This is a genomic window from Azotobacter chroococcum (assembly GCF_004339665.1).
Lineage (GTDB): Bacteria > Pseudomonadota > Gammaproteobacteria > Pseudomonadales > Pseudomonadaceae > Azotobacter > Azotobacter chroococcum.
Window position 1 is genome coordinate 34,583 of the sequence record NZ_SMMU01000008.1, and the last position, 14,204, is coordinate 48,786.

Below are 14,204 nucleotides of genomic sequence, written 5' to 3' on the forward strand. Positions count from 1 at the left end.
TCAGCCATACTCCTCTTCAGTGTGGCCCAGACTGGACGATATGCAGTGATCTGCATCAAGTGCCCGACCGCCACCGGAAAGGCCGGCTTGACAGCCCCACGGCATTGCAAAATGCTGCGCACCGGCCGGCGAGGACCGGCCCGTTTCTCCACATGAAGAAGAGATCATCAATGAAAAGGATTCTGCTGGGTTCCCTGTTCGCCATCGCCTCCGTCAATGCCTTCGCCGAGGCACCGGGCGGCCCGAGTTGCGGCTGGGGGAACATGCTGTTCAAGGGACAACGCGGTCTGGCCTCGCACCTGGTCGCCTCGACCACCAACGGCACTTCGGGCAATGCTACCTTCGGCATGACCTCCGGCACCAACGGCTGCCGTACCGACGGCGCCCTGACCTACTCCGGCAAGCCGATGCTGGTACTGGGCAGCATCATGGACGAGCTGTCCGAGGACATGGCCAAGGGCGACGGCGAAGCCCTGACCACCTACGCCGTGGTGCTCGGCGTGCAGCCGGAAGACCGCGCCCACTTCGCCGCCGTGACCCATGAGCACTTCGCGGAAATCTTCAGCTCCGCCGACGTCACCGCCGAGGACGTGCACAACGCCACCCTCGCCCTTCTGAAGAAGGACGCCCGCCTGGCCAAATACGCCGAGCAGGCCTGACCCGGCCCAGCGACCCGCCTCCGCCTCGTGCCCGCTCCGGCGGGCACTTTTCTGTCCGACCGTCCCAGTCCCTCATGCTCAAACGCCTGCTTCCCCTGCTGCTGGGCGGCGCCTGCGCCGCGCTCCAGGCCGCTCCGCAACTGCCGGCGACGCGCCTGCACGAGCTGGCCGCAGACCCCTTCTGGCTCGCTCTCGGCCACTACCAGCGCGACCGGCTGGGTGGCTGGCGCAGTCATGTCGACGATGACGAGTTCTTCCTGGCCGAACGGGGCGAGCGCGATCCCACGGCGGAACTCGCCGCCACCCTCGCGGCCCTCTACCAGGAGCCGGCCCTCGCCGACCGCCATCCGCAGTGCCGCTTTCCGGCCCGCACCCGCTGGCTGCGCGAGCGGCTGAACCTGGACGACCTGCCGCAGCCGCAGTGCCGCGAATACGCCGACTGGCATGCCGACATCGCCCCGCACAGCACGGTGCTGGTGTTCCCCGCCGCCTACCTGAACAGCCCCTCGTCGATGTTCGGCCACACCCTGCTGCGCATCGATCCGCCCGGCATCGACACCCAGGGCAGCCCCCTGCTGAGCTATGCGCTGAACTTCGGCGCCTACATCGAGGGCAGCGACAACAGCATCCTGTACGCCTGGAAGGGGCTGATGGGCGGCTATCCCGGTCTCTTCGCCCTGCTCCCCTACCGGGAAAAGCTCGCCGAATACAGCCGCCTGGAAAACCGCGACCTCTGGGAATACCGGCTGAACCTCAGCGCCGCGGAAACCGGACGGATGGTCGAGCACGTCTGGGAACTGCGGCAGATCCAGTTCGACTACTACTTCTTCGACGAAAACTGCTCCTACCGCCTGCTCGAGCTGCTGGAGATCGCCCGCCCGGGCCTGGAGCTGACCGACCCGTTCCCGCTCACCGCCATCCCCGCCGACACCGTGCGCGCGGTGCAGCAGGCCGGGCTGGTCGAGCGCACCGACTACCGTCCGTCACGGGAAAAGGAGCTGCTCGCGCGCGCAGAGCCGCTGAACGGCACGGAACTGGAGTGGACGCGGCGCCTGGCCGAAGACAGTGCCGCGCTCGCCAGCCCGGCCTTCCAGGCGCTGCCGGCCGAACGCCGGGCACTGGTGCAGGACGCCGCCTACCGGCTGATCCGCTACCGCAAGAGCGGCGAGGAGCGCGACGAAGGCAGCGCCCGCAACAGCTACCGCCTGCTGCAGGCGATCAACCGCAACCCGCCGCCGCGCCTCGCCGTGGAGCGCCCCATGCCGCCGGAGAACGGCCACGAATCGCGCACCTGGCAGCTCGCCCTCGGCAGCCGGGAAGACCAGAGCTTCGCCGAATACGGCCTGCGCATGGCCTACCACGACCTTGAGGACAACCTCGACGGCTTCCCCCTCGGCGCACAGATCGAGATCGCCCAGCTCAAGCTGCGCCAATACGAGGGCAATCACTGGCAGCTGCAGCGACTGGACCTGGCCAACATCCGCTCGCTGACTCCGCGCAGCGCCCTGCTCTCGCCCTGGTCCTGGCAGGTCGGCGGCGGCCTGGAGCGGGTCATCGGCAAGGGCCGCCACGACGACGAACAGCTGGTCGGCCACCTGAGCGGCGGCGCCGGCGTCACCTGGCCGCTCGCCGAAGGACTGCTCGGCTTCGCCCTGGCCACCGCCCGGCTGGAACAGAACGAGGACTTCGCCGCCTTCATCAGTCCGGCCGCCGGCTTCAACGCCGGCCTGCTGTGGCGCAACCGGCTGGGCAACCTCGGCCTCGAGGCCAGCGCCGACTACTTCCACAACGGCGAGGTGCGCCGTGACCTGAGCCTGGTCCAGCAGTGGGAAATCGCCGCCAACCTCGGCCTGCGCCTGGCCGCCCGCCGCGAATTCAGCCAGCAGGGCGCACCGGCCAGCGAGCTGAGCCTGCAACTGCGCTGGTATCACTACTGAGGAGACCAAAAGGTGTGCGCGAGGCCTGCGGCTCTGCCGCCCTACTCCTTGCTCGCCGCCGACCCATCGAGACGGAGCGGACGCCCCGCTCCATCGCTCTCGAGCACCTTCCTGGCCGGCTCGACGACCTGCTCGAGCGGCAAGGCGGCCACCGCCTGCTGCGCCTGACGGTCGGCGCTGCGCCGCACGCCCTCCAGCTCCGCCTTCAGCGCCTCGTTCTCCTGACGGAACATCTCCGCCACCTCGCGCCAGACCCGCGCGACCGCCTCCTGCTCGCGCGCCTCGTCCGGCGTGCCGGCCCGGCGCGCCCGCTCGTCCGCCTGCGCGGCGCGGGCCTCGGCCTTGTCCAGGCTGGCCGCCCGGCGCCGGCGCAGGATCTCCCGGAGCCGCTCGAACAGCCAGTCGCAGAACTCGTCCAGGACCTTGCCGACGAGCACCTTGAGTGCTGGCCCGAGCAGGCCGATCAGGAGTTTGGAAAGCATTGCCGTCTCGCTCCGAAGAATGTCCGCGTGCGGCCGGAACAGCCCGGCCCATCGGCGGCGCAGCTTGCCGGAAACGCAGTCCGGCGCGCAATTTCAGCACGCCTCGATGTCAATCTCCACCTTCGCGCCCTGAACCAGCGTGTTGTAGACCGGCGAGAACGCCGCCAGCTCCTTGAGCAGCGCGAGGTTTTCCGGGGCGGTCTTCACCCGGAACTTCACGCGGATGTTCGTGTAGCCCTTGGGCACGGCGGGGTCCAGTCCGAGGAAGCCGCGCAGGTCGATGTCGCCCTCCAGCTCCGACTCCAGCTCGTCGATGGAGATGCCGTGCACCGCCGCATGGGCGACCATGCTAGTGGTGATGCAGCCGGCCAGGGCATTGAGCAGGTGCTCGACCGGGTTGGCCGCCTTGTCCCCGCCGGCGAGCACGGCGGGCTCGTCCGCATTCAGCAGGAACGGCTCGGCGTGCACCATCTCCTGCCCGGCGCCATGGAAGCCGGAGATCGTGCTGCAGTTGCGCGTGCCTCCGAGCCAGGCGTTGCGCGCCCGGAACCGACAGGCGCCCAGCGCGGGATCCTTCTGGATGGCGCCGATGGTTGCCTTGAGAACCTCCAGGTCGATGCCGTTCATGCGGCTGACGTGCTTTTCCGCTGTCATCGTTTTCCCCTCCGTTTCAGCAGTGGAGCGGCCAGCGGCCCCGGAGGGTCAAGCGCTCTCGCAAACCCTCGGCAAGCCTCCCTGCCAAGCCTCAGCTCCTTGCGCGGCCACCGACCCGCGAAGGGTCGCGAGGCGACCCTATTGGGTATTAGCCGCTTTTTCACCCCCCGGCCAGGCAGGCTCGTCCGGTCGCCGCCCTTCGCGGAGAAACGCGCGGCCCTCAGTCATCGCACTTGACCTCCTCCTTGAACTCGTCGCGCTTCGCCTCCTGCTTGACCCGGCAGCGGCCGTCGCGGAACTCCTCCTTCCATTCGCCGCGCCAGCGGGCCCCGATCCCGTCCTTGCATTTCACCTCCCGCTTGTACTCTCCGCGCTTCGACTCGATCTTCACCTCGCACGGACCGTCCCGGAACTCCTCCCTCCGTTCATCGCCCCACCAGCGCCGCCATTCATGATGATGGTGGTCGTCATGGGCGGCCACGGAGTTGCCGAAACCGAGGAGCATTACCAGGGAAGTTGCCAATACCGCTGCCTTCATCATCACCACGCTGAAAATTGACTGACGCTTTCCTGCCGGGCCGGCGCAATGGCGGAGCCCCGCCGCACGGCCCGTGCTTTGTGCGATCATCGCGCCTTCGCAAAACCACACCCGATGAGAGGACACATGAGCAGCGAAGCTTCCGGCACCTGCCGTCACTTCGTCACCTACAGCGGCATCAAGCTGCCGCTGAAGCTGATGAACGAACTCGACGAGGCCGGTCTCCACAACCGCAACACCTTCTTCCGCGGCCACTTCGACGCACAGGACCGCCTGATCAAGATGGAGAAGATCGTCTATGGCGAACTGGAGCTGCAGCACGTCTACAGCTACCACGCCAACGGCGCCCTGCGTCAGGCCGAGATCACCGACGCCGACGAGGAAGTCACGGTGCTCGACTTCGACGAGAACGGCCAGCCGGCGTAGGGCGGTGCAACCCGCCATTGCGAGTCAGGCCCGTGCCACGTCTGGCGGGTTGCCTCCGCCCTACCAGCGCCGCGCCGCCGCCTGGTCGCTGTCGCGGCCCTCGACCCAGCGCGGTCCCTCGCCGGTATCCTCCTTCTTCCAGAACGGCGCACGGGTCTTCAGGTAGTCCATGACGAACGCGCAGGCGTCGAAGGCCGCCTGGCGGTGGGCGCTGGCGGTGCCGACGAAGACGATCGGCTCGCCCGGCTCCAGCCGGCCGATGCGGTGGAGGATCTCCAGCCGGAGCAGCGGCCAGCGCTGCGCGGCCTCGTCGGCGATCTTGCCCAGGGCCTTCTCGGTCATCCCCGGATAGTGTTCGAGGAACATCCCGCCGACCTCGCGGCCCTCGTTGAAGTCGCGCACGTAGCCGACGAAGCCGACCACCGCGCCGACCCCGACGTTGGCCGCGTGCAGCGCATTGAGCTCAGCCCCCGGATCGAAGGCCTCGACCTGCACCCGAATGCCCATCTCAGCCTCCGGTGACGGTGGGGAAGAAGGCGATTTCGTCGCCGTCGGCCAAGGGCTCGTCCAGGCCGCACAGCTCCTGGTTGCGGGCGCACATCAGGTTGCGCTCGCCGAGCACCGCCCAGTCGCCGCCGCGCGCCAGCAGGTGGCGGCGCAGGTCGTCCAGGCGGGCGAAGGCCTCGCTCCAGCCAAGCTGCTCGGAATCAACGCCGAGCGCCTCGCGGTAGCGGGCGAAGTAGTGCACGTGAATCATGGGAATACTGCTCTCCGTCGGAATCAGGCATCGGCCCGGTAGTGGCCACTCTTGCCGCCCTGCTTTTCCAGCAGGCGGATCTGCTCGATGAGCATGCCGCGATCCACCGCCTTGCACATGTCGTAGAGGGTCAGCGCGGCGACGCTGGCCGCAGTCAGGGCCTCCATCTCCACGCCGGTCTGCCCGGCCAGCTTGCAGCGGGCGGTGATGCGCACGCGGTCCTCGCCCTCGGCCGCCAGCTCGACCTTGATGCCGGTCAACAGCAGCGGATGGCAGAGCGGAATCAGTTCGTGGGTCTTCTTCGCCGCCATGATCCCGGCGATGCGCGCCACGGCGAACACGTCGCCCTTGGGATGGCCGCCCTGCTGGATCAGCCGCAGGGTCTCCGGCAGCATGCGCACCCAGGCCTCGGCCTCGGCCTCGCGGGCGGTGTTCGCCTTGTCGGTGACGTCGACCATGTGCGCATGGCCCTGGGAATCGAGATGGGTGAGCATGACAGCGGCTCCTGGCGCGAAAGGAGGCCAATTGTATACCCAGCCGGCCCGCCAGGCAGGCCGCGGGGTGCCGACGGCAGCCCCGCGGCCGCGGCCGCTACATGTTCGCCTCGGCGTACTCCGCCAGGGCCGAGCGCGGCACCCCCTGCAGGGTGATGTGCACGCCGTGGCGGAAGTCCTTGAAGCGCTCGGTGAGGTAGGTCAGCCCGGAACTGGTGGCCGACAGGTAGGGGGTGTCGATCTGCGCCAGGTTGCCCAGGCAGACCACCTTGGAGCCGCTGCCGGCGCGGGTGATGATGGTCTTCATCTGGTGCGGGGTGAGGTTCTGGCACTCGTCGATGAGGATCAGGCTCTGCTGGAAGCTGCGCCCGCGGATGTAGTTCAGCGATTTGAACTGCAGCGGCACCTTCTGCAGGATGTAGTCGACGCTGCCGTGGGTGTTCTCGTCGTCCATGTGCAGCGCCTCCAGGTTGTCGGTGATGGCGCCGAGCCAGGGCTCCATCTTCTCCGCCTCGGTGCCGGGCAGGAAGCCGATGTCCTCGTCCAGCCCCTGGACGCTGCGGGTGGCGATGATCCGCCGGTAGCGCTTGTTGACCATGGTCTGCTCGATGGCCGCGGCCAGGGCGAGGATGGTCTTGCCGGAGCCGGCGGCGCCGGTCAGGTTGACCAGATGGATGTCCGGCTCGAGCAGGGCGAACAGCGCCAGGGCCTGGTAGATGTCGCGCGGCCGCAGCCCCCAGGCCTCCTGGTGCAGCAGGGGCTCCTGGTGCAGGTCGAGGATCAGGAGCTCGTCGCCCTTGATGCCCTTGACCCAGCCGACGAAGCCCTGCTCGTCGAGGATGAACTCGTTGAGGTGCAGCGACGGCAGGTTGTCGGTGAGCTGCACCCGGTGCCAGGCGCGGCCGTGGTCCTGACGGGTATCCACCTTGCTCACCCGGTCCCAGAAGGAGCCGCTAAGGTTGTGGTAGCCGCGCGGCAGCAGGCTGACGTCGTCGATCAGCTGGTCGGTGTGGTAGTCCTCGGCCGCCACCCCGCAGGCGCGCGCCTTCAGACGCATGTTGATGTCCTTGGTGACCAGCACCACCGGCACCTCCGGCCGGCGCCTCTTCAGATCCACCACCAGGTTGATGATGCGGTTGTCGTTGCTGTCGTCGTCGGGCAGCCGGTCGTCAGCGCCGACGCGGCGGCTCATGAGGATCGACAGCAGGCCGCAGGGACCGCTCTTGCCGCGCTGGATGGGTACGCCCTGCTCGACCTCCTCGGGCGTCGCCTCGCCGAGCACCTGGTCGATCAGCCGGATTGCCTGGCGGCACTCGGCAGCCACGGTGTGCTTGCCGGTCTTCAGCTTGTCCAGCTCCTCCAGCACCGTCATCGGAATGCCGACCTGGTGTTCCTGGAAATTCAGCAAGGCGTTGGGATCGTGGATCAGGATGTTGGTGTCGAGGACGTAGAGGGTCGACTGGGTGGGGTGGGCGCATCCGTGGTCATCCATAATCGGTCACCTTTTTCTGGCCGGGGGCAGGCGACGGAATGCCGGATACAGCGCTCCGCCGCGAAGAACCGCCGTCCTCTCCGGCACCGGGCGGGAGAAGCCGGGCACGCCGCCGGCCGGAGCCGCCGGGCGTGCGCACGCATGCGACAGACCGTGGACAATCACACGACGCGCAAGCGCTTTCCTTGGTCTGTCAGGCGGTCTGGCTTTGTTGATACAGCAAAACGGATGACAGAAAAAAGTACTTTTCAGCGCCTGCCAGGGTTTTTTTATCCCGTTGCGGAATAATCTTGGCGGTCCCGCCGGGGGCCGCTAGAGTGGGGGGATTCACTCCCGCCCGCCTGACTGCCTCCCCCCGCAGCGGTTCACCTCCACGGTCACGTGGACCAGCCCGGAAATGCCCGTCAGACAGGCCTTGTAGCGGTCTGCGCTGCCGTCGCCGTGGGTCACCACGCTGAGGATGCAGGCGTACTGGGCGCGGCCGACGCGCCACAGGTGCAGGTCGGCCACCTCGGTATCCGGCTCGCGCTCCAGGGTGGCGCGCACCCGCTCGACCATTGGACTGTCCATCTCCCGGTCGAGCAGCACCTTGCCGGTTTCGACCAGCAGCCCCCTGGCCCAGACACCGATCACCAGCGCGCCGACGATGCCCATCAGCGGGTCCAGCCAGCTCCAGCCGAAGAGCTTGCCGCCGAGCAGCGCGACGATGGCCGCCACCGAAGTGAGCGCATCGGTCAGCACATGCAGGTAGGCGGCATGGCGGTTGAGATCGCGGCCGCCCTGGGCATGGCCGTGATCGTGATCGGCATGGTCATGGCCGTGCGCGTGGCCATGGTGATGGTGGTCGTGCTGGTCGCGCAGCAGCCAGGCGGACAGCAGGTTGACCGCCAGACCGACCACCGCCACCCACAACGCCAGGTCGAAGGCGATCTCGCGGGGCTGCCAGAGCCGCCAGAGCGACTCGCCGAGCATCAGGACGGCCACCATGACCAGCAGCAGCGCACTGGCGAAGCCGGCCAGCACCTCGATCTTCCAGGTGCCAAAGGCGAAGCGCGGGTCTTGCACGTAACGCCGGGCGAGCAGGTAGGCCACCGCGGTCAGGCCGATCGCCAGCATGTGCGAAGCCATGTGCCAGCCGTCGGCCAGCAGCGCCATGGAATTGAAGGCATAGCCGGCGGCGATCTCCACCAGCATGGTGACCCCGGTCAGGGCCACCACCAGCCAGGCCTGGCGCTCGCTGCCCGCCTCCAGCGGACGATAGTCGTGGGAGGACTGCCAGTGTGCATGGTTGCATTCGATCATCGGGTGACTCCGGGAAAGCGAGGGGCGCGGGCCAAAGACGCTAGAATCGCCGCAGATCCGAAGGAGAGCAACGATGCTGATGGTGATTTCCCCGGCCAAGACCCTCGACTACCAGAGCCCGCCGGTCACTGCACGCCACACCCTGCCCCAGTACCTGGACCACGCCGCCGAACTCATGATCCGGCTGCGCGAGCTGACCCCGCAGGCGATCGCCGAGCTGATGAGCCTGTCCGACAAGCTCGCCGGGCTCAACGCCGCGCGCTACGCCGAATGGACCCCCGACTTCAGCCCGGCCAACGCCAAGCAGGCCCTGCTCGCCTTCAAGGGCGATGTCTACACCGGGCTCAATGCCGAGGACTTCGACGAGGCCGACTTCGACTTCGCCCAGGCGCATCTGCGCATGCTCTCCGGCCTCTACGGCGTGCTGCGCCCGCTCGACCTGATGCAGCCCTACCGCCTGGAGATGGGCACAAAGCTGGCCAACGCCCGCGGCAAGGACCTCTACGCCTTCTGGGGCGAGCGCATCAGCCTCTGGCTGAACGAGGCGCTGGACGAACAGGGCGACGACCTGCTGCTCAACCTGGCCTCCAACGAGTACTTCTCGGCGGTCAGACGCCCGCTGCTGCGCGGCCGGGTCATCGACACCGAATTCCGCGACCTGAAGAACGGCCAGTACAAGATCGTCAGCCTCTACGCCAAGCAGGCCCGCGGCCGCATGGCCCGCTACGTGATCAGGGAGCGCCTGCGCGACCCGGAAGGCCTCAAGGACTTCGACGACCGGGGCTACCGCTTCTCGGTCAGCCACTCCACGCCCGAGCGCCTGGTGTTCCTGCGCGACAAGCCGATGGACTGACGGCCGTCATGGCCCCGGGCCGGCCGCCGAGGCGCTGCGGCGCAGCAGACGCTGCCAGCAGCGCAGCCCGCACCAGAGGGCGGCGAGCAGGTAGACCAGGCCGCCCGGCACCCACATCAGCAGGCCGGCCAGCTGCTGGTCGCCCAGATCGCCCGTGGCGCGGTAGAGCGGCACCCGGGCGAAGCTCAGCAGGGCGCCGAGCAGGCCGGTATGCATGCTGGTCAGCAGCAGAGCCAGCAGCGCCTGCCCCTGCTGGCGCGGCCCGGCGCGCAGCACCGACCACCAGAACAGCCAGGCGCTGAGCAGGAAGCAGGCATGCTCGACGAGGTGCCACCAGAGGTTGTCCAGCGCCAGCCGGTAGGGCCCCGGCGCGTGCCAGATCCAGATCAGCGAACCGTGCAGCACGGCGCAGGCCAGCGGCCGCCGGGCCAGGCGCAGCGGGCCGCGCCACAGAAGGTCCAGGCGCGGGCCGCACAGGCTGTGCCACTGCGGCAGCGGCCGGGCCAGCACGGCCAGCGGGGCGACGGCCAGCATCAGCAGCATGTGCTGCAGCATGTGCAGGGCGGCGCTGGTTTCGGCGGCTTCGTCGAGGGGACCGAACAGGCTGAGGGCCGCGAGCAGGAAGCTTCCGTGCAGCAACAGGCGCTGGCGCAGCGCCGCCGGCCGGCGCCGGCAGCCTCCCGCGTAGCCGATCCAGGCGGCGGCCAGCAGACCGGCGCCGAGCAGCACCGGCAGCCGCTCGCCCAGCAGTTGGCCGAGGCCTTGGTCGAACAGCCCGTGGGCCTGCGCCCCGGCCGGCAGCAGCAGGAGCAGCAGAGCGATCAGAGGCATGGCGGCAGCGTCAGAATCGGCAGGCCGACGAACAGCGTGGCCAGGGCCGCCAGCAGATGGACCGCGGCGCCGACCCGCACCACGAAGCGCCGCGCCGCCAGCGCGGGCGGCGGCGCCCGCCACAGCCACCAGGCGCAGCCGAACAGCCAGGCCGCGGTGAGCAGGGTGAAGAGGCCGAGCAGACCGTTGAGCCAGGTGGCCGGCAGCCCGTCGCCCGGCCGGGCCAGCAGGCAGCCCAGCGACAGCCCGGCGTACACGGCGACCAGCCACAGGCTCCAGACGATCAGCCCGAGCGCCAGCTGCAGCGGATGCCCCGGCCTCACGCGCCGATCCCCCGGGGAAACAGCACCAGGGCGAAATAGCTCGCCCAGAAGGTCAGCAGGCAGTAATCCCACCACTGGAGGACCACCGCCGGCTCGTAGGGCGCCCGCTCGCCGACCAGCCCCAGGCGCACCCGCCAGGCCTGCAGCGCGGTGAACAGCGGCGCCAGGGCACAGTGCAGCAGCAGGTAGCCGAGGGTCACGGCGATCAGCGCGTCGTGGGCGCTGGCAGTGGGCGCCAGGGGCGTCGCGGCGAGAACCCAGGAGAGCCCTGCCGCCTGCAGCAGGCCCAGCGCGGCGAGCATCCAGAGCGCCCCTTCCAGCCGACGGTGGTTCCCTCGGCGCAGGCGCCGCACCAGCCAGCGGAAACCCAGCACGATGGCGCCGAGCAGCAGCCCGTCGAGCAGCAGCGCCAATCCCGGCAGCGGCGAGCGCGCTGGCGGCTGCCAGTTCGGCGCCACGGTCCACAGGTAGAACCAGGCGAAGATCAGCGAGAAGAACAGCACGCCGTTGGCCAGCAGCGTAGTGCCCATGCCCCACAGGCCGGGGCCGTCGAAGGTGCGCGAATGCAGCGGCGGATCGCCCGGCCGGGTGCGCGCATCCGGCGCGGCCAGAGGGTGGGCGCCGTTGACCCAGGACCAGCGCAGCAGGATGCCCAGGGTCGCCAGCGCCGCCACGCCGGCCAGGGCATAGGCGCCGTTCAGGAGAGACAGGCAGACCACCGTCAGGACCAGCGCCGCATACAGGGGCAGCCAGCTGTTGCCCGGCAGGTGGATGATCTCGCGCACCTGCCCGCTCAGCGGGTCGCTGCCCCAGGTTTCGCGACGGCCGTGGTCGATGGTCGGCAGCCCGTGGCGGCCCTCGGCGATGCTCTGGCCGAGGGCCGGGTTCTCCCACAGCGGATGGCGGCTGGTGCAGGCCGGCAGGCTGACGAAGTTGTAGGCGGCCGGCGGCAGCGCGGTGGCCCACTCCAGAGTATCGGCTTGCCAGGGGTTGTCGCCGGCGCGGCGGCCGAAACGGAAATGCAGGCCGATGTCCAGCAGCACCATGGCCACGCCCATGGCCATCACGAAGCTGCCCACCGAGGAAATCAGGTTGGGCAGCGCCCAGCCGAGCCCCGCCGGGTAGGTGTAGACCCGCCGCGGCATGCCCAAGAGGCCGGTCCAGTGCATCACCAGAAAGGTCGCGTTGAAGCCGACGAAGGTCAGCCAGAAGCCCCAGCGGCCCAGGCGCTCGGACGGCAGGCGCCCGGAGAAGTGCGGCAGCCAGTAGTAGAGCCCGGCGATCAGCGGAAAGAGCATGCCGCCGACCAGCACGTAGTGCATGTGCGCCACCACGAAATGGCTGTCGTGCACCTGCCAATCGAAGGGCACCAGCGCCAGCATCACCCCGGTCAGGCCGCCGGCGACGAAGATCACCAGAAAGCCGACCAGCCAGAGCATCGGCACGTTGAACAGCGGCCGGCCGGTCCACAGGGTGGCCAGCCAGGCGAACACCTGGATGCCGGTGGGCACCGCCACCAGCATGCTGGCCGCGGAGAAAAAGGCCTGCCCCAAGAGCGGAATGCCCACGGTGAACATGTGGTGCACCCACAGGCCGAAGCTGAGGAAACCGGTGCCGATCACCGCCAGCACCAGCCAGCGGTAACCCACCAGCGGACGGCGGGCGAACACCGGCAGCAGGGTGCTGACGATACCCGCCGCCGGCAGGAAGATGATGTAGACCTCGGGGTGGCCGAACAGCCAGAACAGGTGCTGCCAGAGCAGCGGGTCGCCGCCGCGGGCGACGTCGAAGAAGGCGAAGCCCGCGGCGCGCTCCAGCTCCAGGAGGATGCTGCCGAGGATCAGCGGCGGGAAGCCGAAGACGATCATCAGCGACGTCACCAGCATGTACCAGGCGAACAGCGGCATCCTGTCGAGACTCATGCCGGGCGCGCGGCTGCGCAGGATCGACACCGCCAGCTCGACGCCGCCGGCCACCGAGGAGATTTCCACGAAGGTGATGCCGATCAGCCAGAAATCCGCATTCACCCCCGGCGAGTGGGCCGCGCTGCTGAGCGGCGTGTACATGAACCAGCCGCCGTTCGGCGCCAGACCCAGGGCCAGGCTGGAAACCAGGATGGTGCCGCCGAACAGGTAGCACCAGTAGCCGAAGGCGCTCAGGCGCGGAAAGACCAGGTCGCGGGCGCCGAGCATCTTGGGGATCAGGTAGACGGCCAGCCCCTCGACCATCGGCACGGCGAACAGAAACATCATCACCGAGCCGTGCAGGGTGAACAGCTGGTTGTAGGTCTGGTGATCGATCAGCGGCAGCTCGGGGCGCGCCAGCTGGGCGCGGATCAGCATCGCCAGCAGTCCGCCGATGAGGAAGAACACCGTCCCCGTGAGCATGAAGCGCAGGCCGATGCTGGTGTGGTTGACGATGGACAGCGCCCGCCAGCCGGTCGGATTGCCCCAGACGGCATGGAAGTCCTGATGCAGCCGTTCGGGGCTCTGCGCGCGGGTTTCGCTCATGGGGCGAGGGTCTCCAGCCAGGCGGCGATGGCATCGAGGCTGGCCTCGGGCAGATGGTCGTGACGGGGCATGCCGTTGTGCGGCTTGAGCCTCTGGTGCTCGCGCAGCCAGCGGCGCATGGCGCCCTCCTCCCTCGCCAGGGTGCCGGCGCCGAGGCTGGGCCGCGCGCCGACGTCGCTGAGGTCCGGCGCCCGGCGGCCATCGCTGACCCCGGCCACCCGGTGGCACTCGCCGCAATAGGGACGGAAGGCCTCCACCGCCGCGGCATGTTCCGGCGCGATCGGAGACGCTGTCCGGCGGGCGGCCTGCCAGGCCTCGAAGGCCGGCGTTTCCAGGGCCTCGACGGCCAGCGCCATGTGCGCGTGCTGGGCGCCGCAGAACTCCGCGCACTGGCCACGGTAGCGGCCGGCCCGGTCGGCCTGCAGGCGCAGGGTCGCGCGGCGCCCCGGCAGCATGTCGAGCTTGCCGCCCAGGCGCGGCACCCAGAAGGCATGGATCACGTCGGCGCTGGCGACCTCCACGTCCACCGGCCGGCCGACCGGCAGGATCAGCTGATTGGCGGTGACCACGCCGGTCTCCGGATAGCGCACCGCCCACCACCACTGATGGCCGGTCACCTCGATGCGCAGCGGCGGCGGCCCGTCCAGCGGCAGCGGCAGCATGCGCAGGCCCAGCGGGATGCCGAAGGCCAGCAGCACCAGGATGCTGAAGCCCGGCAGCAGCACGCCGCCGGCGATAATCCAGCGCCGGCCCAGGCGCCGGGCCTGCTCGGGCGTGTAATGGCGCGGCGCCCGGCGCAGGGCCAGCAGCCAGAGGAACACGACCAGCAGCAGCACCAGGCCGAACCAGGCGAACATGCCCCACCACAGCCAGGCCGCCGCCTGCGCCGCCGGCCCGGCCGGGTCGAGCGCGGACTGCGGCCCCTGGCAGCCGGCCAGGAGCATTG

General features: G+C 69.3%; 16 protein-coding genes. 4 read left to right on the top strand and 12 right to left on the bottom strand.

Translation table 11 applies throughout. The annotated features are described in order from the left end of the window. Positions 1 to 170 precede the first annotated feature (170 nt). Entirely contained in the window at positions 171 to 659 is a 489-nt protein-coding gene (locus EV691_RS09195) for a DUF3015 domain-containing protein (protein ID WP_131302631.1), read from the top strand. 74 nt (positions 660 to 733) lie between these two features. Beyond that, positions 734 to 2,596 (top strand): Lnb N-terminal periplasmic domain-containing protein, encoded by a 1,863-nt coding sequence (locus tag EV691_RS09200; RefSeq protein WP_131302632.1) that lies wholly within the window; start codon positions 734 to 736, stop codon positions 2,594 to 2,596. Between the two features lie 41 nt (positions 2,597 to 2,637). Here EV691_RS09200 and EV691_RS09205 read toward each other — a convergent pair whose 3' ends face one another. The 3 genes from EV691_RS09205 to EV691_RS09215 all read right to left on the bottom strand — a co-directional run bounded on the left by EV691_RS09205 (position 2,638) and on the right by EV691_RS09215 (position 4,360). Next, a complete protein-coding gene (locus tag EV691_RS09205) occupies positions 2,638 to 3,078 on the bottom strand; it encodes a hypothetical protein (RefSeq protein WP_131302634.1) in 441 nt (146 codons plus the stop codon). A 93-nt stretch (positions 3,079 to 3,171) separates the two neighbouring features. Continuing rightward, a complete protein-coding gene (locus tag EV691_RS09210; RefSeq protein WP_131302636.1) occupies positions 3,172 to 3,732 on the bottom strand; it encodes an OsmC family protein in 561 nt (186 codons plus the stop codon). Positions 3,733 to 3,952: 220 nt separating this feature from the next. Next, complete coding sequence (locus EV691_RS09215; RefSeq protein WP_242672679.1) at positions 3,953 to 4,360, bottom strand: hypothetical protein; 408 nt, start codon at positions 4,358 to 4,360, stop codon at positions 3,953 to 3,955. A gap of 36 nt (positions 4,361 to 4,396) precedes the next feature. Between EV691_RS09215 and EV691_RS09220 the strand changes: the two genes are divergently transcribed. Continuing rightward, entirely contained in the window at positions 4,397 to 4,696 is a 300-nt protein-coding gene (locus EV691_RS09220) for a DUF6156 family protein (RefSeq protein WP_089169039.1), read from the top strand. Between the two features lie 60 nt (positions 4,697 to 4,756). Here EV691_RS09220 and moaE read toward each other — a convergent pair whose 3' ends face one another. From moaE to dmeF, 5 genes are all read right to left on the bottom strand, one after another. Next, positions 4,757 to 5,203: a molybdopterin synthase catalytic subunit MoaE gene (gene moaE / locus EV691_RS09225; protein WP_131254988.1), complete on the bottom strand. Its 447-nt coding sequence runs from the start codon at positions 5,201 to 5,203 to the stop codon at positions 4,757 to 4,759. Between the two features lies 1 nt (position 5,204). Further along, positions 5,205 to 5,453, bottom strand: a complete 249-nt coding sequence (locus tag EV691_RS09230; RefSeq protein WP_131302638.1) for a MoaD/ThiS family protein — start codon at positions 5,451 to 5,453, stop codon at positions 5,205 to 5,207. Between the two features lie 23 nt (positions 5,454 to 5,476). Further along, on the bottom strand, positions 5,477 to 5,947 hold the full coding sequence (gene moaC / locus EV691_RS09235; protein WP_131254989.1) for a cyclic pyranopterin monophosphate synthase MoaC: 471 nt from the start codon (positions 5,945 to 5,947) through the stop codon (positions 5,477 to 5,479). Positions 5,948 to 6,044: 97 nt separating this feature from the next. Continuing rightward, positions 6,045 to 7,439 (bottom strand): PhoH family protein, encoded by a 1,395-nt coding sequence (locus EV691_RS09240; RefSeq protein ID WP_089169043.1) that lies wholly within the window; start codon positions 7,437 to 7,439, stop codon positions 6,045 to 6,047. 327 nt (positions 7,440 to 7,766) lie between these two features. Next, positions 7,767 to 8,741, bottom strand: a complete 975-nt coding sequence (dmeF, locus tag EV691_RS09245) for a CDF family Co(II)/Ni(II) efflux transporter DmeF (RefSeq protein ID WP_131302640.1) — start codon at positions 8,739 to 8,741, stop codon at positions 7,767 to 7,769. 73 nt (positions 8,742 to 8,814) lie between these two features. Between dmeF and yaaA the strand changes: the two genes are divergently transcribed. Further along, positions 8,815 to 9,594 carry a peroxide stress protein YaaA gene (yaaA, locus tag EV691_RS09250; RefSeq protein WP_131302642.1) on the top strand — a complete coding sequence of 260 codons (780 nt, stop codon included), beginning with the start codon at positions 8,815 to 8,817 and terminating at the stop codon, positions 9,592 to 9,594. A 6-nt stretch (positions 9,595 to 9,600) separates the two neighbouring features. On the opposite strand, the gene EV691_RS09255 is transcribed toward yaaA, so the two are convergent. The 4 genes from EV691_RS09255 to coxB are packed head-to-tail and all read right to left on the bottom strand — an operon-like array spanning position 9,601 to position 14,202. After that, complete coding sequence (locus EV691_RS09255) at positions 9,601 to 10,425, bottom strand: cytochrome c oxidase assembly protein (RefSeq protein WP_131302644.1); 825 nt, start codon at positions 10,423 to 10,425, stop codon at positions 9,601 to 9,603. Continuing rightward, positions 10,416 to 10,748, bottom strand: coding sequence for a hypothetical protein (locus EV691_RS09260; protein WP_131302646.1), 333 nt, complete (start codon positions 10,746 to 10,748; stop codon positions 10,416 to 10,418). Before EV691_RS09260 ends, EV691_RS09255 begins: the two co-directional genes overlap by 10 nt. Continuing rightward, positions 10,745 to 13,258 carry a cytochrome c oxidase subunit I gene (ctaD, locus tag EV691_RS09265; RefSeq protein ID WP_131302648.1) on the bottom strand — a complete coding sequence of 838 codons (2,514 nt, stop codon included), beginning with the start codon at positions 13,256 to 13,258 and terminating at the stop codon, positions 10,745 to 10,747. Before ctaD ends, EV691_RS09260 begins: the two co-directional genes overlap by 4 nt. Further along, positions 13,255 to 14,202, bottom strand: coding sequence for a cytochrome c oxidase subunit II (gene coxB / locus EV691_RS09270; RefSeq protein ID WP_131254994.1), 948 nt, complete (start codon positions 14,200 to 14,202; stop codon positions 13,255 to 13,257). The genes ctaD and coxB overlap by 4 nt, the downstream gene beginning before the upstream one ends. Positions 14,203 to 14,204: the final 2 nt, after the last annotated feature.

Bases quoted from the DNA above. Each gene is read 5' to 3' on its own strand.
- EV691_RS09195 (WP_131302631.1), top strand. From the start codon at position 171: ATGAAAAGGATTCTGCTGGGTTCCCTGTTCGCCATCGCCTCCGTCAAT.
- EV691_RS09200 (WP_131302632.1), top strand. From the start codon at position 734: ATGCTCAAACGCCTGCTTCCCCTGCTGCTGGGCGGCGCCTGCGCCGCG.
- EV691_RS09205 (WP_131302634.1), bottom strand. From the start codon at position 3,078: ATGCTTTCCAAACTCCTGATCGGCCTGCTCGGGCCAGCACTCAAGGTG.
- EV691_RS09210 (WP_131302636.1), bottom strand. From the start codon at position 3,732: ATGACAGCGGAAAAGCACGTCAGCCGCATGAACGGCATCGACCTGGAG.
- EV691_RS09215 (WP_242672679.1), bottom strand. From the start codon at position 4,360: ATGATCGCACAAAGCACGGGCCGTGCGGCGGGGCTCCGCCATTGCGCC.
- EV691_RS09220 (WP_089169039.1), top strand. From the start codon at position 4,397: ATGAGCAGCGAAGCTTCCGGCACCTGCCGTCACTTCGTCACCTACAGC.
- moaE (WP_131254988.1), bottom strand. From the start codon at position 5,203: ATGGGCATTCGGGTGCAGGTCGAGGCCTTCGATCCGGGGGCTGAGCTC.
- EV691_RS09230 (WP_131302638.1), bottom strand. From the start codon at position 5,453: ATGATTCACGTGCACTACTTCGCCCGCTACCGCGAGGCGCTCGGCGTT.
- moaC (WP_131254989.1), bottom strand. From the start codon at position 5,947: ATGCTCACCCATCTCGATTCCCAGGGCCATGCGCACATGGTCGACGTC.
- EV691_RS09240 (WP_089169043.1), bottom strand. From the start codon at position 7,439: ATGGATGACCACGGATGCGCCCACCCCACCCAGTCGACCCTCTACGTC.
- dmeF (WP_131302640.1), bottom strand. From the start codon at position 8,741: ATGATCGAATGCAACCATGCACACTGGCAGTCCTCCCACGACTATCGT.
- yaaA (WP_131302642.1), top strand. From the start codon at position 8,815: ATGCTGATGGTGATTTCCCCGGCCAAGACCCTCGACTACCAGAGCCCG.
- EV691_RS09255 (WP_131302644.1), bottom strand. From the start codon at position 10,425: ATGCCTCTGATCGCTCTGCTGCTCCTGCTGCTGCCGGCCGGGGCGCAG.
- ctaD (WP_131302648.1), bottom strand. From the start codon at position 13,258: ATGAGCGAAACCCGCGCGCAGAGCCCCGAACGGCTGCATCAGGACTTC.
- coxB (WP_131254994.1), bottom strand. From the start codon at position 14,202: ATGCTCCTGGCCGGCTGCCAGGGGCCGCAGTCCGCGCTCGACCCGGCC.